Origin of the sequence: Arthrobacter sp. ov407, from assembly GCF_900102895.1 — a bacterium.
Lineage (GTDB): Bacteria > Actinomycetota > Actinomycetes > Actinomycetales > Micrococcaceae > Arthrobacter.
In genome coordinates this window covers 40,459-60,264 of record NZ_FNGD01000014.1, presented here as the reverse complement: position 1 = coordinate 60,264, position 19,806 = coordinate 40,459, and the positions used below count along the sequence as shown (strand labels likewise).

Below are 19,806 nucleotides of genomic sequence, written 5' to 3'. Positions count from 1 at the left end.
GACCCGCGCCCACACCGTCACCGGCACCGGGTCCGTTCCCGACGCCCAATCCCCTCCCGATCCCGGACCCCGGCCCGGTGCCGCCGCGGCCGGACCCGACCAGGTTCTAGCGGGCGTCAACCGGCGGTAACGCCGTGCAGGAACCGGCGGACCTGGGCGTTGAAAGCGTCCGGCGCCTCGACGGCCGCCATGTGCCCAACGTCGGGAATCATCACGAGCGTCGAACCCGGGATCAGCCGGTTCATCTCGAGGGCCACGCTCAGCGGCGCGCGGACGTCCTCCGTGCCGTACAGCAGCAGGGTGGGCACCACGATGGTGGGCAGGACATCGCGATAGTCGGCATGTGCGTTCGCGTTCAACAGTGCCCGCATGCCGCTCGGATGGAAGTCAGCCATGATGGCGCCGGTTTCTTCCACAGCCGCTGGATCGGCATGGTCGGTGAATAAAGTGGGCAGCCACACCGGGATGAATTGTTCCGGCGGCTGGTCGAGTTCGGCGAGAACCTGCGCGTAGCGGCGCTCCACTTCCTCGGGCGGAAGGGATCCCGCCCAACCGGCATACGCCGAGACCAACAGCAGCGACGCAGGGACCGAAGGGTATGCCCGATACAACTCCAGTGCAATGCCGGAACCCATGGATAGCCCGAGGATATGCGGCCTGCCCGGCACCGCTTCCCGCAGGAATCCTGCCAGGGCGTTGCCCAGGTCCTCTCCGGTGAAGTCCGGCGGCGGATCGTCCGAGCCGCCGCACCCGGGCGCATCCCAGGCGACGACCGTGAATTCATCCGACAGCCCGTCGAGCTGCCGCCGCCAGATCCGGCTGTCTTCGTAGGCTCCGTGCAGCAGGACCAGCGGCGGACCTTGGCCCGCTCGCTGGTACCTGATGCGCAGGCCCGCAACCTCGACGGTATCCATGAGGCAATGCTAGGTCGATCCGAGGGCCCCGGGCAGGCTCATGATGCGCGGAGCGGCCCGCGACACGCAAATGACCCTGCGACACCCGAATTCGGGTGTCGCAGGGTCATTTGCGTGTCGGCAGGACGGTTGGGTGTCGGTGCCTACTGCAGGACGATGTCCCGGGTGCGGTGATCGTACTGAATGACGAGGAGGCCGCCGCCGTGGTGGACCTCGTGGTTGGGGCCGTCGAAGACGCCGAACGCACCGTAGTTTTCGTCCCAGGAACGGTTCAGTGCGATCTTGAAGGTGTAGTAGCCGGCAGGAATGTCCGCGGCGATCTTCCAGAGCTGATCCACCTGGTCCAGTTCCATCTGGGCTTCGTCATACTGCGGTGCCCAGTTGGCGGGCGCGCCGATCAGGACGTTGAAGTCCCCGGCAACCGCGACGGCTTCCGGCTGCTCGATGGTTTCGACGCTCACAGCCGGGGCTGCCGCCGTCGGAGCCGCTGCGGCAGCGTCCGTTGAGGCAGCGTCCGCGTCCTTCGCAGCGGGCTTGCGCTTCCGCACAGCCTTGGCAACGGGGGCCACAACTTCCTCGACAAGCTTGGCAGCCTTGCCAGCAACCTTGGCAGTTTTCGACGGCGCTTCCTCGGCCTTGGCGGCCGGCGTTGCGGCTGCCTTTGTCGCTTTCGCCGGCTTTGCCTCGGGAGCCGCCGGCAGCGGGGTGCCAGCCGGAACCGGAGTGCCGGCGTCGAGCGCTTCTGAGAAGGCGGCAGGCTCGGCGAAAGCAACCGTGGCGCGCTGGCCGTCGTCGGTGATGGACCAGCCGGAGCGGCCCTTGACCAGCCAGCCGGCCTTGACCAGCTTCGACGTGGCGGTGGTCAGCGTCTTGTGGCCGCGGGGAATGCCGCCGCTGAGGAGTTCACGCTCGTGGTCGTTGAGGGGCACCCGTGCGATTGCCTCGCCGAGTACGGCTCCGGCGTTCGGCTTCTCGCCGGTCCATACCTCCTCTGTCAGGACATCCAGCACGGCCTTAAGCCGAAGGTTGGTGTTTTCCGCGGTGTTCGCGCCCATGGGTCTCCTTTAGAAGCAATTGGTCCACCTGCATTTTGCCAAGGAAACGATGGTTTTTGCGAGCGGATCCTGTTAACTCTGTGTGTCGTGACCCACTATGACAGGGCCGAGCGGAGCGCGCGAGGGACCAACTCACCGCTACCCGCGAGTAGAAAGATGCCGGCGTCAGTCCCCGGTGCTCCATTCCGCGCCGGTCTGGGCCATGTACGCGGCTACGGCTGCCTCGGTGGTGGGATAGAAATGCTCCGGCTCGATTTCGCGGGTCAATCCGTACTTTTCGATCTTCTCCCGGGTCCTGTGCTTGACCTCGGCGAACACCAGGGAGATCCCCTGCGCGTTCAGCTCGACGTCCAGATCGAGCAATACGTCCGCGGCGGTGGTGTCCACGTCCGTGATCGGTTCGGCCGCGATGATGATCCACCGCGGTTTAGGTTCGGCTAGTGCCAAGTGCCGGATGTTGTCGCGGAACGGCCTGACGTTGGCGAAGAACAACGGGGCGTCCCACCGGTAGATCACCAGGCCGGGCAAGTGCTTCGCATCCGGGTGGACGCGGATGTCGTGGAACCCCTCGTATCCCGGCACCCGCCCGATCACGGTCTCGTACGGCCACCACGCCCGGCGGAAGATGTTCAGGATGGACAGCCCCACCGCAATGCCGATGCCGGGCAGCACGCCCAGGAACGCCACTCCGAGGAAGGCGGCCATGCACAAGTAGAACTCAGTTCGTCTCTGGTGCCAGAGACGAACTGTTCCAGGAATGTCGGCGAGGGAGATCGACGCCGTCATCACCACGGCCGCCAGGGCCGGCTGTGGCAGGTTCCGGAACAGCCCGGGCAACAGCACGAGCATGAGCAGGATCAGCACGGCGCCCGTCACGCCCGTGAGTTGCGTCTTCGACCCGGATCGTTCCGCGACGGCGGTCCGTGATCCGCTGGTGCTGACCGGGAAACCCTGGAAGAGGCCCGCGGCCAGGTTCGCGGCGCCGATCCCGATCATCTCTTGGTTCCCGCGGATTTCCTGCCCGGAGCGTGCGGCGAACGCCGTCGACGTCGAGATCGTGTCCGTCAACGACACCAACGCAATACCCAGGGCACCGGCGAACATCAGTCCGAGGTCCGCGAAGTCCACCTGCGGGATGGTGAACGGCGGGAAGCCCTGCGGAAGTTCCCCGACCAGTGAGACGCCCTTGGCTGCCAGGTCGAAGACCACCGCGGCCGCGATCGCGAGAACCACCATGACGAGCACCGCAGGGACCTTGGGCAGCCATCGCTGCAGGGCCAGAATCAGCACGATCCCGGAAATACCGACTGCCGCGGCGGCGACCACCGTCTCGCCGTTGGCCACTCCCTGGACGAAGCCGATGACGTCACCAATGAAGTTTTCGCTGTCCACCTTGAACCCGAAGAGCTTGGGCAACTGACCCACCAGGATGGTGATCGCGAGGCCGTTCATGTAGCCGATCATGGTCGGCTTGGAGATGAGATCGGCGATGAAGCCGAGCTTGGCCACGGATGCGAGGACCATGATGGCGCCGACCATGAGGGCAAGCATCGATGCGAGCGCAACCGCCTTCTTCGGGTCGCCATCGGACGCGACAAGGGGCAGAACCGTCGCGGCGATCATGGGTCCAAGAGCAGAGTCCGGCCCCAGGACAAGGATGCGGGAAGGGCCGAAGACCGCATAGGCGAGCAAGCAGAGGATGCTGGTGTACAGCCCGGTAATCGGGGGCAGCCCTGCCAGCTCGGCATAGGCCATGCCTTGGGGAACAAGCAACGTCGTCAGGACGATCCCGGAGATGATGTCCTTGCCGAACCAGTCCTTCCGGTACGCGGCGACGACGTCCAGCCCAGGCATCGCCTGGCGCAGCCAGCCCTTGCGCCGCTCGCGAGTCTTCGTCATATCTGCACTCTGCCGCGCGGCACCGCCCGGCGCATCCCCCGGCAAGGGTGAGCCGGGCCCGGCCGCCGGCGCGGTGCCGTGGACCCTGGCGCATACAGCAATACGCTCCCGTTGTGCCCCCGGCCCGATGGGCCTAGAGTTGCGGTCTGCCCACTGCGCGCCGTCCCGCCGCCCGAACTTGGGCCGGATCAGGTGCGGGATCGGGTGCCCCACTATTTGTCTTTGAGGAGATCATCCATGGAAACCCGTACACTCGGTTCGCTCACCGTCTCGGCCCTAGGTTTGGGCTGCATGGGCATGAGCGAGTTCTACGGCCAAGGCGAGGAAAACGAGTCCGTCGCCACCATCCAGGCCTTTCTCGACGCCGGCGGAAGCCTGCTCGACACCGCAGATATGTACGGCCCGTTCACGAACGAAGAGCTTGTGGGCCGGGCCATCGCAGGCCGGCGCGACGACGTCGTCCTGGCCACCAAATTCGGCAACGAACGCCGGGCCGACGGCTCCTGGGTGGGCATCAACGGCTCCCCCGACTACGTGCGCGCCGCTTGCGACGCAAGCCTGCAGCGGCTGGGCGTGGACCACATCGACCTGTACTACCAGCACCGGGTGGACAAAACAGTCCCGATCGAGGAAACCGTTGGAGCCATGGCTGAGCTGGTCCAGGCCGGCAAAGTCCGGCACCTTGGCCTGTCCGAGGCCAGCGCCGACACCGTGCGCCGGGCCCACGCCGTGCACCCCATCACCGCTCTGCAGACCGAATACTCGCTGTGGGAACGCGAGCCGGAAACCAAGGTCTTCCCGGTCCTCGCGGAACTGGGCATCGGTTTTGTCCCCTACAGCCCGCTGGGCCGCGGCTTCCTGACCGGCCAGTTCCGCAGCCCCGAGGACTTTGCCGCGGACGATTTCCGCCGGCACTCCCCACGCTTCCAGGGCGAGAACTTTTACCGAAACCTGCAACTCGTGGATCGGGTCAAGGATTTGTCGGACGCGAAGGGCTGCACGCCGGGGCAACTGGCTCTGGCCTGGCTGCTGGCCCAGGGCGAGCACATCGTTCCCATCCCTGGCACCAAGAAGCGCGACCGCCTGCGGGAGAACGTGGGCGCCACCGACGTCGAACTCTCCGCCGAAGACCTGACCCGCCTGGACGAACTGGCTCCGGCCGGGGCTGCCGCCGGAGCGCGGTACCCGCACATGGACTCGATCGACGACTAAGCCGGCCGTTCGACATCCAACGCGGGGTCACTTACGGCCCATCCGGGGCCTCCGGATGGGCCGTAAGTGACCCCGCGTTGCTTGGTGAGACCCCGCAATGCTTGGTGCCTAGTGTCCGGACGCGGCCAGTTCGGCCAGCAGCTCGGCCTTGCGTTCCTCGCTCGCGAAGGACGAACGGATCGAGTTCGCCGCCATCCGGACGCAGTCGAACTCGGACAGGCCGATCACCGATTTCAGCTGGGCGAAGTTGTCGTCCACGTAGCCGCCGAAATACGCCGGGTCGTCCGAGTTCACGCACACGTTCAGGCCCGCCGCGAGCATGGCCGGCAGCGGGTGCTCAGCCAGGGTGTCCACCGCCCGGAGCCGGACGTTGGACAGCGGGCACACGGTCAGCGGCATGAGCTCGTCCACGAGCCGTTCCAAAAGTTCCGGATCTTCCATGCACCGGATGCCGTGGTCAATCCGCTCCACCTCGAGGATGTCCAGCGCGTCGATGATGTACGACGGCGGGCCCTCCTCGCCGGCGTGCGCGATCCGGTGCAGCCCGGCGTCCTTGGCCCGGGCGAAGAGCCGCTCGAACTTGGCCGGCGGGTTGCCCACTTCGGCGGAATCGAGCCCGATTCCGGCGATCGGGGCGTCCATGGCAAGCAGCTTCTCCAGCACCTCGAGGGCGGATTCCTCGGTGAGGTCGCGCAGGAAGGCCGCAATCAAGAGGGTGGAGATGCCGAACTCCTCCCGGGATCCGGCCAGTACCGAGGCCACGCCGTTGACGCACGTCTCCAGCGATATCCCCCGGGACAGGTGGGCCTGCGGGTCCAGCATGATCTCGGCATGCCTGACACCGGCGAGCGCCGCCCGGGTCAGGTAGGCCCGGGTCATGTCAGCGAAGTCCTGCTCCGTCTGCAGCACGGCCATGTTGGCGTAGTAAAGGTCCAGGAAGGACTGCAGGTCCGTGAACTCGTAACGCGAGCGCAGCTCCTCGAGGTCCGCGTAGGGCAGTTTGATCCCGTTGCGTTCCGCCAGCGCGAAAATCAGCTCTGGTTCCAGCGTGCCTTCAATATGCAGGTGCAGTTCCGCGACCGGGAGCGCGAGGGGTTCGCCGGCCTCCGGTTCTTCCGGTTCTTCCGGCTCTTTCTCCGTAAACCGAGCCCCGTCGTCATTCGTTTCCATCCGGTAAGGATATGCCCGGCGCTCCCCGGAGCGGATAGAGTCGAATGAATGCACAATGATCAGCATGCTTTCGATCTGTCCGGCCCGACAATCCCTGGGCTGGACGCCAGCCACCCGACGGACGGTTTTGTCCGGGTGCGCGGCGCCCGCGAGAACAACTTGCGCAACGTGGACGTGGACGTGCCCCGCGACGCGATCGTCGCCTTCACCGGCGTCTCCGGCTCCGGCAAGTCCTCCCTCGCCTTCGGCACAATCTATGCCGAGGCGCAGCGCCGCTACTTCGAATCCGTGGCCCCCTACGCCCGCCGGCTCATCCAGCAGGGGCACAACCCCAAGGTGGAAATGATCACCGGGCTGCCGCCCGCCGTCGCGCTCCAGCAGCGCCGCGGGACGCCGAGCTCGCGGTCCACGGTGGGCACCCTCACCACGCTGTCCAACTCGCTGCGCATGCTCTTCTCCCGCGCCGGCAGCTACCCGGACGGCGCCAGCCCGCTGGACTCGGACGCGTTTTCCCCGAACACGGCCGCCGGCGCCTGCCCGGAGTGCCACGGCCTGGGGATCGCGCACACCGTCACCGAGTCCTCCCTGGTCCCGGACACCTCGCTGAGCATCCGCGACGGCGCCATCGCCGCCTGGCCCGGGGCCTGGCAGGGCAAGAACCTGCGCGACATCCTGACCCACCTTGGCCACGACGTCGACACCCCCTGGCGGAAGCTGCCCAAAAAGGACCGCGACTGGATCCTGTTCACGGAGGAACAGCCCGTGGTGGAAGTGACGCCCCAGCGCGACCGCGTCGCCAAGCCGTACAAGGGCCGGTTCTGGAGCGCCAAGAGCTACGTGCTGCATACGCTGGCCGATTCCAAGAGCACCACCATGCGCGACCGGGTGCTGCGCTTCATGGAAACCGGCCCGTGCCCGGTCTGTGGTGGCAGCGGCCTGACCCCTGCCGCGCTCGCCGTCACCTTCGCCGGGCGCACCATCGCCGAACTCAACGCCGTCCCCATGACCGAACTGGCGGGCATCATCCGGCCCACCACCGAACTCACGGAGGCCGGGACCGCCTCCCGCAAGCAGTCCTCCGGCGAGAGCAACGAGGTGGCCGTCGCCATCACCCGCGACCTCCTGCAGCGCGTCACCGTGCTGCTGGACCTCGGCCTGGGCTACCTCGCGCTCGGCCGGTCCACCCCCACGCTCTCCCCCGGCGAAATGCAACGGCTCCGGATCGCCACCCAGCTGCGCTCCGGACTGTTCGGCGTGATCTACGTGCTGGACGAGCCCTCCGCCGGCCTGCACCCCGCCGACGCCGAGCCGCTCCTCGCGGTCCTGGACCAGCTCAAGTCCTCCGGCAACTCGGTGTTCGTGGTGGAGCACAACATGGACATTGTCCGCCGCGCGGACTGGCTGGTGGATGTGGGTCCCCGCGCCGGTGAAGGCGGCGGCGAAGTGCTCTACAGCGGACCCGTGGCCGGCCTTGCCGAGGTGGATGCGTCCGTGACCCGGCCGTTCCTGTTCCCGAATGGTTCAGCCGGCTCTGCCGGACAGTCTGCCGGCAGGACGGACGACGACGGTGCTCGCCGGGAAGCTGCCGGCTGGCTGAACCTGCGGGACATCAGCCGCCACAACCTGCGCGAACTCGACGCCGACTTCCCCCTCGGCGTGCTGACCGCGGTCACCGGCGTCTCCGGCTCGGGCAAGTCGACCTTGGTCAGCCAGGTGCTGGCCGAGGTGGTCGGCGCCCGGTTGCACCCGGAGCCAGACGCCGCCGCGAAGGCCCCCGAGGACCTGGAGTCCCAGGCCGGTGAGTCCACCGGCCCGCTCAGTGTTGGACCCGTGTCCGGGTTGGACCAGCTGGACCGGCTCGTCAAGGTGGACCAGAAGCCGATCGGCCGCACGCCGCGCTCCAACCTCGCCACGTACACCGGCCTCTTCGACGCGGTCCGCAAGGAATTCGCGGCCACGGACCAGGCCAAGGCCCGGGGCTTCGGCGCCGGCCGCTTCTCCTTCAACGTTGCCGGCGGCCGCTGCGAGACCTGCCAGGGCGAGGGCTTCGTCGCCGTCGAACTGCTGTTCCTGCCCGGCAGCTACGGCCCCTGCCCCGAGTGCCATGGCTCGCGCTACAACCCGGAAACCCTGGAGGTGACATACCGCGGAAAGAACGTGGCAGAGGTGCTCGGCCTGACGGTCAATGCCGCCGCAGAGTTCCTTGAAGGGGTGCCGGCAGCAGCGCGCAGCCTGCAAACGCTGCGCGAGGTGGGCCTGGGCTATCTCCGCCTCGGCCAGCCGGCCACCGAGCTCTCCGGCGGCGAGGCCCAGCGCATCAAGCTCGCCACCGAACTGCAGCGTGCCCAGCGAGGCCATTCCCTCTACCTGCTGGACGAGCCCACCACCGGGCTGCATCCGGCCGACGTCCAGCTCCTCATGGCCCAACTGCACCGGCTCGTGGACGCGGGCAACACCGTCGTTGTGGTGGAACATGAGATGGATGTGGTGGCTGCCGCGGACTGGGTGATCGACCTCGGCCCGGCCGGGGGCGACGCCGGCGGCAAGATCGTCGCCGTCGGAACGCCCGACGCCGTCGCGCGTTCCAAGAACAGCCGGACAGCTCCGTACCTGGCGGCGATGCTCGGAAGCTGATTCAAGCGAACATGTTCGCGAGCGTCGGGGACGAGGCGAACTGCGGCGAGATGATAACGGCAAAAGCATCCAAAGTAACGTCTTGATAACGGGCCGGGCCTGGCTTAGCCTAGTTTGCATGCCCGACAGCCGGGCTTTGCATGCCCGGTGCTGCCACCACCAGATACTGCCCGACCGGTAGACACCGCAACGACCTCTAATGTCAGGGGCGGGCAGTAGTGCGACAACGTCCGGGGACGGACCGAGCACCGGTGGCCCTCAGGAGCATCTGAAATCATGAAGAAATCAACCTACAGCACTGTCGCGCGCCGCGGCGTCACTCTTGCGGCCGTCTCTATCGCAGGCGTCGCATTGTCCGCCTCGGCCGCTAATGCGGCTGTCCCGACCACAGCCCCCGCCTCCACCTGGGACTCGCTGGCCCAATGCGAAAGTGGCGGCAACTGGGGCATCAACACCGGAAACGGCTATTCGGGCGGGCTGCAATTCAGCGCCAGCACGTGGGCGGCCCACGGCGGCACGGGGTCCGCGGCGACCGCCAGCCGTGAGCAGCAGATCGCCGTCGCCGAGAGAGTGCAGGCCAGTCAGGGTTGGAGCGCGTGGCCAGCCTGCGCCGCGAAGCTGGGCCTACGCGGCGGCGCCGTGGCTCCGCAGAGCGCAACCACATCACGACAGCCAGCCGCGGTTTACACCCCGGCCAGGGTGTCTGCCCGGCAAGCCGCCCCCACGGCAGTCGTCCAGGCACCCCGCCACGTTGCACAGGTATCAGTGAGTGGCCAGACCTACACCATCCGGAGCGGCGAAACCCTGAGCAAGATCGCCGAGAAGCTCAACATTGCCGGAGGCTGGCACTCGCTGGCCGACGCCAACACGGCGACCATCAGCAACCCGAACCTGGTGTTCCCGGGCCAGGTGTTGCAGCTTCCCAGATAGGGCTACCCCGTTAAATCACGACCAAATCACGACGCCGGAGCGTTCCCCCGAGGGGTCGCTCCGGCGTCGTGCGGTAATCGGTGAGGCGTGCGGGCTCAGACGTGCGGCTCAGGCGGCCAGCGGTATCTCGCGAACAATCTGGAGTTTCCACGCGGCGTCGTCGCTCGTGTCCAGCAGGGCCACGGTGCCCATGGCCAAGTGCAGCGCCACCCGCTTCGCAGCGAGAAGCTCAAGGTAGAGGTTTTCATTGACCCGGGCAGGGGCGTCAATGACGTACTTCACGGCGTCGCGGACCTTGCGGTAATTGTCGCTCCGCTCACGGCGCAGATGCAGTTCCAGCATGCGGCGCTGCCGGATCTTCGGCTCGTGACGGTTCAGCAAGGACACCGCGGTGTGGACTGCAACCACCAGGATCAGTGAGACCGCGTAAATCCACCAGCCCGTGTTGAGCAGAAAGAGCGGCAGGTTGGCGATCGCCACAATGGCGATGCAGAGGCGCAGCGCCAGTATCCGCCGCATGGTCAGCGCGAACGATGCCATGGCTGAGCGGAACCCGTGCTGTTCCTTGAGGGCTGCCACTGGGTCAAGAATGACCTCCTCGAGCACCAAAATGCCGTTCGCTTCCGGGCCGAGCAGTTGTCCGTATTTGGGCACAAACGGCAAAACAGGGTCTGGGTTCATGGCGTGTCCTCCGGACGGCATTGTTGGGGTCCTGCTATATTACGCCCCACCGCAAGGAGCCGTCTGCTTCATTCCACAATGTGAAGATGCGCACGCGCGGTCCTGTGCAATTGGTGGTTTCGTCGTGTGGCCTCAAACTGGAGAGATGCAGACTTTCCTCCCCTTCCCCGATTTCCAGCAGAGCGCCGCGGTTTTGGACCGCGAGCGGCTCGGCAAGCAGCGCGTTGAGGCGCTGCAGATCCTGCGTGCGCTGGTGATCCCGGAGTACGGCTGGCAGTCGCACCCGGCGATCAGGATGTGGATGGGGTACGTTCCCGCGCTGACAATGTACGGCTTGGCCATGGTGGATGAATGGACTGCCCGCGGCGGTGAGGACACTACGCGCGAGAAGATCATGGAGTTCGCCCCGCAGGCCGCCCACCCCGACTACGCCGCCAAGATCCCGATGCCGCCGTGGCTGGGAAATCCGGATTTCCACCTCAGCCACCGGTCCCGGCTGATCGCCAAGGACCCGCGTTTCTACACGCAGGTCTTCCCGGGCACGGACCCGGACCTGGAGTACGTCTGGCCCGAACCGAAGCACGAGCTTGTGCCCGAGGATCCTGCCGGGGAGCGCATGTGGGTACTGCGCCTGCCGCTCGGCGACACCGAGCCCGAGCAGCTGAAGACTGTCAGCCTGCCGCCGGTTGGCCGCGGCAAGGCCCCCGCGGACGACGATTACCAGTTCGTCTACGCCGAATCAGGCTCCCGCCGTCCGGGCAAGGTGCGCAAGCTGCCCCCGAAGCAGCTCGTCAAGAAGCCCACCCGCAAGCGCCAGCAGCAGGAAGAGGCGTTCACCACGCTTCCCGGCAACTCCGTGGTCGCCATCCCGGTCAACGGCGGCAAGTCCTTCGCCGTCGGCAAGGTCCTGGGCCGTCCGATCACCGTTGACGGCCACTTCGCCCGCAACTTCCAGGTCGACGAGATCGTGGACCGCTCCGCCTTCGATTACCCCGCCCTGATGCAGGACCCGCGGGCGTTCTTCCCGATTCCGGCGAGGTAGCCGGACGGCACGCGGTTCAGCAGGTGACAGTCTGTTGCAGATCCGGCCCGATCCATGAGCCTACGCGGGCGGAGAAAGTGAACGTGTAGGTTCCCTTGCCGTTGCCCTTGCTGAGAATCTTGACCTCATGCGTGGTGTCCTCGGCTGCAATCGCGGTCACTTCTTGGGGCCCGGTGGGAGAGGTCAACGTCGCCGTGTACCCCGTGGCCCGGACCACAGGGGCAAAACCCGTGAAGCTGATGGCCGCCCCCTTTTTCCCCTGGACGGTGGTGCATACCAGTGTGCCGTTGATGGATGCCGGCGCAGGGACCTTATAGGTGCCAACGCTCAGGGCAGTTGCGGTCCGCGCCGTGAAGGTCGCGTATGCCAGCCCGGGCGCCCCCAGCAACAATGCCACCGCTACGGGCACAGCCAGCAACCCGCGGCGATGGGCCAGCCGTGCGGACGAGACCCGCGGGGCGGCCGCAGAGGGCTTGGCGAGGTTCACTGACAGCACTTTCTGTCTGAGCGGTGGATCGGGCACCTCCCACTCTGGCAGTCCAGTTTCAAACCAGGGCGGGGTAAAACTTCAATATTTGCTCAAGAAAACCGTGTTAGCCTGATCACCATTGTGACGCATGGGGTTTACGTCACATTCTGTGGCACAGGATGCCGCTGGGACGCAGATTCCTTTGAGAAGCTGGGGTTAATAGGTTGGATTCACCGAGTCAGCTCCGTGCTGTGGTTGTAGATCACGACGGTGATGTCCGCCTGCTCCTCCGCCGGACGCTGGAGATGCAGGGGTTCGTGGTCTTTGAGGCTGCCTCCGAGGTCGAAGCCCTCGTGAACATCCAGGAACACCGGCCGGACCTTGTCACTCTGGAACTCAACCTTCCCGATCTGGACGGCGTGGAAGTGTGCCGCCGGCTGCGCAAATTCTCCGACGCCTACGTCATCATGATCACGGCCCGGGTGGATGAGATCGACGAATTGATGGGACTGGAGATCGGCGCGGATGATTTCATCCGTAAACCGTTCAGCCCGCGCTCCGTCCAGGCCCGAGTGACCGCAGTGATGCGACGCCACCGGCCGACCCCGCAGCGCTCCACCCCGCGGCGCCGGGCCACGGATTTCATGCCGGCCGCGCCGGACGCAACCGAACCAGGGACGCACGGATCATCTGCCGAGACGCCGGGAACTCCTCGACGCCGGGCCAGCGACGTCGCACCGATAAGCTCCGACTCCCTCTCCCCGACGCACGCAACCCCGCGGCGCCGGGCGGGCGACGTCGCGCCCTTCGCCCCCGAAACTGCCAGCATTCCTGGAACCGCGGACACCCCGTCGCCTGAGGCCGCCGCAGCGACAGGTGCCGACACCCGGCGCCCCGACACCCGCCACCCCGACACCGCCGGCGTCGTCCGCCACGGCCCGCTGGTTGTCGAGGTCGAAGCCCGGGCGGCGTCCCTGGACGGCGTCGAGCTGGCGTTGACGCGTACGGAATTTGATCTTTTGGAGGCCTTGGCCGGAGCGCCGCGCCGGGTGTGGACGCGACGGGCCCTCCTGACGCAGGTGTGGGGCACCGAATGGCCCATGGACGAGCACCTCGTGGAGGTACACATCGGCAATCTGCGCAAGAAACTCGGCGACAAAGGCCGTGAACCGCGGTTCATCCGCACGGTACGCGGCGTTGGGTACCGGATGGCGCCGGTTGAAAGCTTGAGCAAGCCGGTCAATGTGGCCGGCATCCAGGATCACGCCGCCCTGGGTTAGCTCGTTCCGCCTGCCGGACCGGGGGCCGGCTCGGCGGGCTTCCGCCAGATCGCCGTCAGCACGACGACGACCAGCAGGGCAGACGCGCCGTAGAGGAGGACGGGCTGGACGAGGGGCTGGCGCAAGGTCCTGATGACGTCGCCAAGATACGGAACGACGCCCGCTTGCGTGTAGACGTAGTCCTCGGACAGCACGGCAATCCACGGGTCAGCCCCGGGGTTGGCGTCACCCTTGGTGGTCACGGTGGTCGCGCCGGCGTCGTCGCGTTTGATGCTGGCCACGCGGTGGGTTTCAATTCGGTGATCGTCAATGGGGATGCTGTACGTAATGACGTCCCCAACCTTCAGCTCGGAGACCGGCGTTCTCACGCTGACCACGACGTCGCCCGGGTTGATCCCGGGCGACATGCTCCCGGTGAGCATGGTGGACGTCTGGTAGTTCAGGAAGCGTGGTCCGACGGCGAGAAAGAGGAACACTAGGGCGGCGACGATGAGGAGGATCGTGAAGGCCGCTCGTCCGGCCACGCTGGCAGCCCTGGACAACATGCGGCCGCGAGTGCGCGGCGGCGGTTCGGTTCGGCGTCGTGCGCGGATTGATACGACACGGACTTGGACGGCACTATCCTGCACGACGCCGTCTGCTGACGGGTGATCGCCCGGATCCCTGGAGTCTGCGGTGATTGCTGCAGTCACGGGATCGTCCCTCCTGCCGGTGTGGATCGTAAAGGTAAAGCCGGGTGCTCAGTCCGGCCGAGACCTGGCCGGACTGAGCACCCGAGACTGGCTACTTGGCGCCGCCGGTCCGCTGGGCGGCGTCGAAGACAAAGTTGATCGTGCTGGTCAGGCCCTGGAACGTGTTGTCCGCAGTGGCCGGAACAGTCAGGCTGACCCGGAGGTTATCGCTCTTCGAGGCGGTCACGGAGGCCAGGCCGGACAGCGGGACTTTGTTGCCCACCACTGCACGGGACGCCAGGACCGTGGTGGTAGTTCCGGAGCAGGTGTAGGTGAACGACGGGGACGTGCCGGCTTCTGCCCAGGGGATCGAGCAGGAGTCCACCTGCATCTGCAGGCCGTTGGTGGCGTCGGAGTCCAGCTTGGAGGACGGCGCGGCGGTGGTCGTGAGAGTGACTGCGGCCAGGTTCTGGTCACCGCTGTTCGTCAAGGTGACCGCGCGCTGGACGCTGTCACCTGGAACCGCGCCCGAAGCGGCAACGCTGAGCCGGTTGGCCGCACCGGAAGTGCCGATCTCGAAGTGCACCGTGCCCGAGCTGACGGCGGCGGAGGCCGACGTGCTGGCGGTGAAGCCACCGTAGGTACCCATCCCGGCCACGCCGGCAGCTGCGGCGAGGAGCGCGGCGGAGGCGAGGACCTTGCTGGACGTGGACTTGAGGTTGAGACCCATTGGATTTCCGTTTCGTGGAGCCGGCCGGGGCTGGCCGGGCTACGTAGGTTGTGTCCGCCAGCCCCCAGGCTGACCCTTACAACGATGCCCGGCCTCCTTCAAGGCAATGCTTCAGTGCACGACAAGATCACTTCAAGATTTGCTCAAGCCTGTCCGTGCGGCTTCCCGAAGGCTGGCAGACTGGCCTCATGACTGTTCTGCTGGCCGGTTGCGGCGATCTGGGCACCGAGGCCGGGCTGCGTTTCGCGACTGTTGGCCACCGTGTGGTGGGGTGGCGCCGGTCGCCGGAGAAACTTCCGGCTGCCATCGAGGGGGTCGCCGCTGACCTGAGCTCCGGCGAGCTGCCGCCCGTCCCGGCGGACACCACCGCCGTCGTCGTCGCGATTGCCGCGGATTCCCCGACGGAGGAGGCCTACCGGACCGCCTACGTGGACGGGCTGTCGAACGTGCTGGACGCGGTCCTGGCGTCCGGGGCAAGCGTCCGCCGGATCCTGTTTGTTTCCTCGACCGCCGTTTACGGCGACGCCGGCGGCGGCTGGATTGATGAGCGCACGACGCCGGAACCCGGCGGGTTCTCGGGCCGCATCATTCGCGAGGCAGAGGAACTCCTCGACAGCCGCCTGCGCGGCACCGGCATCACCCCGGTGGTGCTGCGGCTCGGCGGGATCTACGGCCCCGGCCGGACCCGACTGATCGACCAGGTGCGCGGCGGAACCGCGGTTATTCCGGCCGCGTCGCGCTTCACCAACCGTATCCACCGCGACGACGCCGCCGCGGCAATCGTCCATCTGTGCACCATGGACGTGGTTCCCGCGACTGTCTATCTGGGCGTGGACAACGAACCGGCCGAACTGGGCGAGGTGCTGGGCTTCCTGGCGGCCGAGCTGGGACTCCCCCGGCCGGCGTCGGAGTCCATTGACTCCGGCGCTGAACCGTCGCGGGGCGGAAATAAGCGAGCTAGCAACGGACTGCTCCGCAGCACCGGATTCGAGTTGCAGTACCCAAGTTTCCGGGAAGGCTACCGGGCAATTCTGGCCGGCGTGGGCGTCCGGCACCCGTAAAGTTTGATTCTCACTGCACTTCTCTGAGGGGAACCATGGATCTTCAGCACATTATCGAGACGGCCGGCCGCTTCATGGACTTCGCCGGCGTGGCCGTCATGGTAGTCGGCGCCCTCGTGTCCATCCCCATGGCGCTGCGCGGATTCCAGCCGGAACGCCGGCCGGCGGGCGCCGCGCCGCTCTCCGTCTACCGCTCCTACCGCCAACTGCTGGGCCGCTCCATCCTCCTCGGGCTTGAGCTGCTCGTCGCGGCCGACATCATCCGTTCGGTCGCCGTCACACCGACCTTCGAGGGCGTCGGCGTGCTGGCCATTATTGTGCTCATCCGGACCTTCCTGAGCTTCTCGCTCGAGCTGGAAATCACCGGACGCTGGCCCTGGCAGAGTCAGCGCGAGGGTGCCCCTGACTCTTCCGCGGCTGGCTGAACCCTTCCACGGTGCACGGTGCCCGGCTAGGCTCGCGGCATGACTGACTACGCGCGTTCCCGTGCCTCCAAAGCCACCGAGCTGCTCCGACTCCACCAAGCCCCGGAGATCCTCCAGGTCATCAATGTCTGGGACGCGATCACCGCGAAAGTGGTCGGCGACGTTCCGGGCACCAAGGCGTTGGCCACGGCCAGCCACTCCATCGCAGCGTCCCGCGGCTACGAAGACGGCGAGAACATCCCGGTGGACGAAATGATCGCCGCCGTCGGGCTGATTGTCGCCGCTACGTCGCTGCCCGTCAGCGCTGACCTCGAAGCGGGCTACGGGAACCCCGGGGAAACGGTGCGCAAGGCGATCGGGGCTGGCGCTGTCGGAGCCAACATCGAAGATCAGATGCGCCCGCTCGCCGATGCCGTTGCGCAGATGAGCGCTGCCGTCAGCGCTGCCAAGGCTGAGGGCATCGACTTCGTTCTCAATGCCCGCACCGACGCCTTTTTGAAGGGCAAGGACCGGCACCCTTCTGCGGTGCTCGCCGATGCTATTGAGCGCGGCAGTGCCTTCCTCGACGTAGGCGCGACCACGGTGTTTGTCCCGGGCCTGTTGAACGAGGCGACCGTCAGCGCGCTGGTGGAGGGAATCGGGTGGAACAAGGTGTCCGTCATCAATGTGCCTGGTTCCCTGGCTCCGGCCAAATTGCAGGAACTTGGCGTGGCCCGCATTTCCTATGGCCCGTGGACCCAGCGCGTGGCGCTGACGGCGTTGGCCGATGCGACCGCGGAGCTGCTGGCCGGCGGGGCGCTTCCGGAAGATACCCGGGCACTGAACTGACGAGTCCTGAACCATTTCCCTGTGCCGTCCTCACTGTGCCGACCTTCTCACCATGCCGAAGAGAGCTGACCTTCCCACCATGCCGACCGAAGAGAGCTGATCCAATTGGGCACAGATCCTTGGCCTGATGCACCCGAGCTTCCGGCGCCGATCGTCATGGGCCAGCGGTGGATGGACGCCGTCTTCCTGCACTGGCGCATCCCTGAATCCGTGGCGGCGTCGTTCATGCCACCGGGCGTCGCGCCGGACGTCTTCGACGGATCCGCCTGGGTGGGGCTGATCGGATTCCGCATGCGGGGTGCCGGACTTGGCCGCGGTCCAGGCATTCCCTATTTCGGAAGCTTCAACGAGATCAACGTGCGCCTCTACTCCCGGGAGCCCGACGGCACGCGGGGTGTAGTCTTCCGCAGCCTGGATGCTTCACGCTTGGCGGCGGTGCTGGCCGCGCGGGCGGCCGGGATTCCCTATGTGTGGTCGCGGGCGAGCTACGTGGGTGCCGAGGGGTATGCAGGATCGGCGTCGGCTGGGTATTCCGTGCGGCGCTTTCGAGGCGGCACCCGGAGCGATTTCTCGGTCGTCCCAGAGCCCGACGTCGCAGCCACCGACGCGCTGTCGATCCACCTCACGGCCCGGTTCGGTCTGCATTCACGGTTCAGGGGCAGGACCATCTATGTGCCCAACACGCACAGTGCATGGCCGCTGTACCGCGCGCGGCTGATCGGTCTTGAGGACCAACTGGTGCGCGCTGCGGGAATCGAAGTGGCCGGGCAACCCGAATCCGTACTCTTCTCGCCCGGAGTTCACACGCAGTTTGGCCGGCCACGGGTCTTGCACAGCACGACGTGAAACCTGCCTGATCGCCCGTCGATCCGTGGGCAAGTGGCGCCGCGGTGTCAGAGTGATCACGCACGGTGCCCTCCTAAAATTGTCGGACCCCTTTAATAGACTCGAGCCATGGAAGCCGTCAGGGATTTCACCGCTTGCGAGGACGAGCAGCGGGGCACGGACCGGGGCGCAGCCCCGGTTCGGCAACCCGGTATGGACGCCGCCCTGGCCGCGCTGCGGGCAGTGAGTTCGACGGCGGTGGAGGATTCGGGGTCGTGGGGCTTCCGGACCGCGTCGGACTTCGCCGGCAGCGTGGAGGAAATCTCCCGCACGATGGAGTATCTCCAGCTCGTCGCGGCCGCCGCCGTGGACCGGACCAGGAAGCAGTCCGCCGCCGCGGCCTCCGGGGTTGCGGCGGGGGCGGTCACCACGTGGACCACCGGCTGGCGTGAGAGCCCCGCCGGGTGGCAAACCGGCACACCCGGAACCGCGGAACCTGCCGGCGCCTCCCTGTCCCCGGCCCCCTCCGGCACGTCCGTTGCGGCGGCTCCCTCAGGGAGGTCTGTTGCGGCGGCGCCCGCCGGGACCCCCGGAACGGTGGAGCCCGCCGTGCCGGAATCGGTGCTGGATGACGGTTACCGGAACACGGTGGAGTTCCTGCGGGCCCGGCTGCGGATCGGCGCCGCGGAGGCCAAACGCCGGCTCTGCCTGGCCGACACCGTGCTGCCCCGGCAGGGACTCGACGGCCGGCCCATGCCGCCCGCACACCCGGAACTCGGAGCCGCCGTCGCGGCCGGCGAGGTCGCGTCCCGGGCCGCGACCGTCATCACGCTCGCCCTGGACCGGGTCCGGCACAGCTGCCTCCCGGAGGCCGCGGCGGCGATGGAGCACGCCCTGACCCGCGCCGCCGCCGAGACCGACGCCGACTTCCTGGCCCGGGTCAGCCGCAGCTGGGCCGAGGCGCTGTACCAGGACGGCGCCGAACCCTCCGAGGAACTGCTCCGCCAGCTCCAGGGCGCCTTCCTCCGCAAACCCCGGCACGGCCTGCAGCACCTGGAAATCTTCGCCACCACGGACCAGTTCGAACACCTGACCACCGTGATGAACACCGCCACCAACCCCCGCACCAGCTCCACGGCACAGGCCGGACCGGGCGACGCAGAGTTCACGGATCCTGATGCCGGCACGGGAGGGGGCACGGCCGCGGATTCGGCCGCCGGCGTGGGCGCCGAAACCGTCGCAACGGCAAGTCTCGACCTCCGCTCCCGGCCGCAGAAGCTCCTCGACGGTCTGGTCGGCGCGTGCAAGGCGGCGCTGGCAACCGGCGGGCTGCCCGCCGCCGGCGGACTCAGGCCGCAGGTCATGGCCACCATCGACTACCGCGACCTGCTCACCCGACTCGGCGAGACCGCCGGCGCCACAGCAACCACCGGAAAGCCCGGGACGGGCACCGGGACGCTGCTGTTCACCGGGCCCGTCACCGCCGACACCATCCGCAAGATCGCCTGCGACGCCGACATCATCCCCGTGGTGCTGGGTGGGGATGGGCAGGTTTTGGATATCGGACGGGCCTCCCGTGTCTTTCCGCCCCATGTCCGCAAAGCACTCACCGCCCGGGACCGGGGCTGCGCCTTCCCGCAATGCACGATTCCCGCGCCGTGGTGCGAGGCCCACCACATCACCTACTGGTCCCAGGGCGGCAGCACTGGCACGGACAACGGGACGCTGTTGTGCAGCCATCACCACCATCTGATCCACAAGGAACAGTGGACCGTCCAACTCCGGACCGGGATCCCGTGGTTCATCCCGCCACCGCACGTCGACCCCGCCCAGACGCCCCGCCGAAACAGCTACTTCCGGCCCGTTGATCCCGTGGCCGCCGCGCGGCAGGGCGCCGCATGATCCGTCAAAACTGCGACCGGATCTGCCACGATCCAACTACCCGCCGACGCATTGCGAACGAGGACGCTGGACATGCTC

Annotated in this window: 18 protein-coding genes; 10 read left to right on the top strand and 8 right to left on the bottom strand. The window is 67.1% G+C overall.

Going from position 1 to position 19,806, the window contains the following annotated elements; all coding sequences use genetic code 11:
• Positions 1-116 precede the first annotated feature (116 nt).
• The 3 genes from BLS42_RS16785 to BLS42_RS16775 form a co-directional block, all read right to left on the bottom strand.
• Positions 117-914 (bottom strand): alpha/beta fold hydrolase, encoded by a 798-nt coding sequence (locus BLS42_RS16785; RefSeq protein WP_090583209.1) that lies wholly within the window; start codon positions 912-914, stop codon positions 117-119.
• A 143-nt stretch (positions 915-1,057) separates the two neighbouring features.
• Positions 1,058-1,969: a pullulanase X25 domain-containing protein gene (locus BLS42_RS16780; RefSeq protein ID WP_090583206.1), complete on the bottom strand. Its 912-nt coding sequence runs from the start codon at positions 1,967-1,969 to the stop codon at positions 1,058-1,060.
• Between the two features lie 165 nt (positions 1,970-2,134).
• Complete coding sequence (locus BLS42_RS16775) at positions 2,135-3,868, bottom strand: SulP family inorganic anion transporter (RefSeq protein ID WP_090583204.1); 1,734 nt, start codon at positions 3,866-3,868, stop codon at positions 2,135-2,137.
• 237 nt (positions 3,869-4,105) lie between these two features.
• Between BLS42_RS16775 and BLS42_RS16770 the strand changes: the two genes are divergently transcribed.
• The gene (locus BLS42_RS16770; RefSeq protein ID WP_090583202.1) at positions 4,106-5,080 is read left to right on the top strand and encodes an aldo/keto reductase; all 975 of its coding nucleotides are present in this window, start codon (positions 4,106-4,108) and stop codon (positions 5,078-5,080) included.
• A gap of 108 nt (positions 5,081-5,188) precedes the next feature.
• Here BLS42_RS16770 and BLS42_RS16765 read toward each other — a convergent pair whose 3' ends face one another.
• Positions 5,189-6,250 (bottom strand): adenosine deaminase, encoded by a 1,062-nt coding sequence (locus tag BLS42_RS16765; RefSeq protein WP_090583200.1) that lies wholly within the window; start codon positions 6,248-6,250, stop codon positions 5,189-5,191.
• A 48-nt stretch (positions 6,251-6,298) separates the two neighbouring features.
• Here BLS42_RS16765 and BLS42_RS16760 point away from each other — a divergent pair, with 48 nt between their 5' ends.
• The gene (locus BLS42_RS16760; RefSeq protein ID WP_256336523.1) at positions 6,299-8,884 is read left to right on the top strand and encodes an excinuclease ABC subunit UvrA; all 2,586 of its coding nucleotides are present in this window, start codon (positions 6,299-6,301) and stop codon (positions 8,882-8,884) included.
• 276 nt (positions 8,885-9,160) lie between these two features.
• Positions 9,161-9,814 (top strand): LysM peptidoglycan-binding domain-containing protein, encoded by a 654-nt coding sequence (locus BLS42_RS16755; protein ID WP_090583198.1) that lies wholly within the window; start codon positions 9,161-9,163, stop codon positions 9,812-9,814.
• A gap of 108 nt (positions 9,815-9,922) precedes the next feature.
• Here BLS42_RS16755 and BLS42_RS16750 read toward each other — a convergent pair whose 3' ends face one another.
• Positions 9,923-10,495 carry a hypothetical protein gene (locus BLS42_RS16750; protein ID WP_090583196.1) on the bottom strand — a complete coding sequence of 191 codons (573 nt, stop codon included), beginning with the start codon at positions 10,493-10,495 and terminating at the stop codon, positions 9,923-9,925.
• Between the two features lie 145 nt (positions 10,496-10,640).
• Between BLS42_RS16750 and BLS42_RS16745 the strand changes: the two genes are divergently transcribed.
• On the top strand, positions 10,641-11,537 hold the full coding sequence (locus tag BLS42_RS16745; protein WP_090583194.1) for an MSMEG_6728 family protein: 897 nt from the start codon (positions 10,641-10,643) through the stop codon (positions 11,535-11,537).
• Between the two features lie 16 nt (positions 11,538-11,553).
• Here BLS42_RS16745 and BLS42_RS16740 read toward each other — a convergent pair whose 3' ends face one another.
• Positions 11,554-12,024, bottom strand: a complete 471-nt coding sequence (locus BLS42_RS16740) for a hypothetical protein (RefSeq protein ID WP_090583191.1) — start codon at positions 12,022-12,024, stop codon at positions 11,554-11,556.
• Between the two features lie 233 nt (positions 12,025-12,257).
• On the opposite strand from BLS42_RS16740, the gene BLS42_RS16735 reads away from it, so the two are divergent.
• Positions 12,258-13,286, top strand: coding sequence for a response regulator transcription factor (locus BLS42_RS16735; protein ID WP_256336522.1), 1,029 nt, complete (start codon positions 12,258-12,260; stop codon positions 13,284-13,286).
• Here BLS42_RS16735 and BLS42_RS16730 read toward each other — a convergent pair.
• Positions 13,283-13,810: a signal peptidase I gene (locus tag BLS42_RS16730; RefSeq protein ID WP_256336521.1), complete on the bottom strand. Its 528-nt coding sequence runs from the start codon at positions 13,808-13,810 to the stop codon at positions 13,283-13,285. The two genes, BLS42_RS16735 and BLS42_RS16730, sit on opposite strands and share 4 nt — an antisense overlap.
• 259 nt (positions 13,811-14,069) lie before the next feature.
• Positions 14,070-14,687: a TasA family protein gene (locus tag BLS42_RS16725; RefSeq protein WP_090583189.1), complete on the bottom strand. Its 618-nt coding sequence runs from the start codon at positions 14,685-14,687 to the stop codon at positions 14,070-14,072.
• 188 nt (positions 14,688-14,875) lie between these two features.
• Here BLS42_RS16725 and BLS42_RS16720 point away from each other — a divergent pair, with 188 nt between their 5' ends.
• The 5 genes from BLS42_RS16720 to BLS42_RS16700 all read left to right on the top strand — a co-directional run bounded on the left by BLS42_RS16720 (position 14,876) and on the right by BLS42_RS16700 (position 19,728).
• Positions 14,876-15,748: an SDR family oxidoreductase gene (locus tag BLS42_RS16720; protein ID WP_090583187.1), complete on the top strand. Its 873-nt coding sequence runs from the start codon at positions 14,876-14,878 to the stop codon at positions 15,746-15,748.
• A 35-nt stretch (positions 15,749-15,783) separates the two neighbouring features.
• Positions 15,784-16,173 carry a DUF1622 domain-containing protein gene (locus BLS42_RS16715; protein ID WP_090583185.1) on the top strand — a complete coding sequence of 130 codons (390 nt, stop codon included), beginning with the start codon at positions 15,784-15,786 and terminating at the stop codon, positions 16,171-16,173.
• A 39-nt stretch (positions 16,174-16,212) separates the two neighbouring features.
• Positions 16,213-17,001, top strand: a complete 789-nt coding sequence (locus BLS42_RS16710; RefSeq protein ID WP_090583183.1) for an isocitrate lyase/PEP mutase family protein — start codon at positions 16,213-16,215, stop codon at positions 16,999-17,001.
• 171 nt (positions 17,002-17,172) lie between these two features.
• Entirely contained in the window at positions 17,173-17,847 is a 675-nt protein-coding gene (locus BLS42_RS16705) for a YqjF family protein (protein WP_256336520.1), read from the top strand.
• A gap of 108 nt (positions 17,848-17,955) precedes the next feature.
• Positions 17,956-19,728, top strand: a complete 1,773-nt coding sequence (locus BLS42_RS16700) for an HNH endonuclease signature motif containing protein (RefSeq protein ID WP_090583179.1) — start codon at positions 17,956-17,958, stop codon at positions 19,726-19,728.
• Positions 19,729-19,806 lie beyond the last annotated feature (78 nt).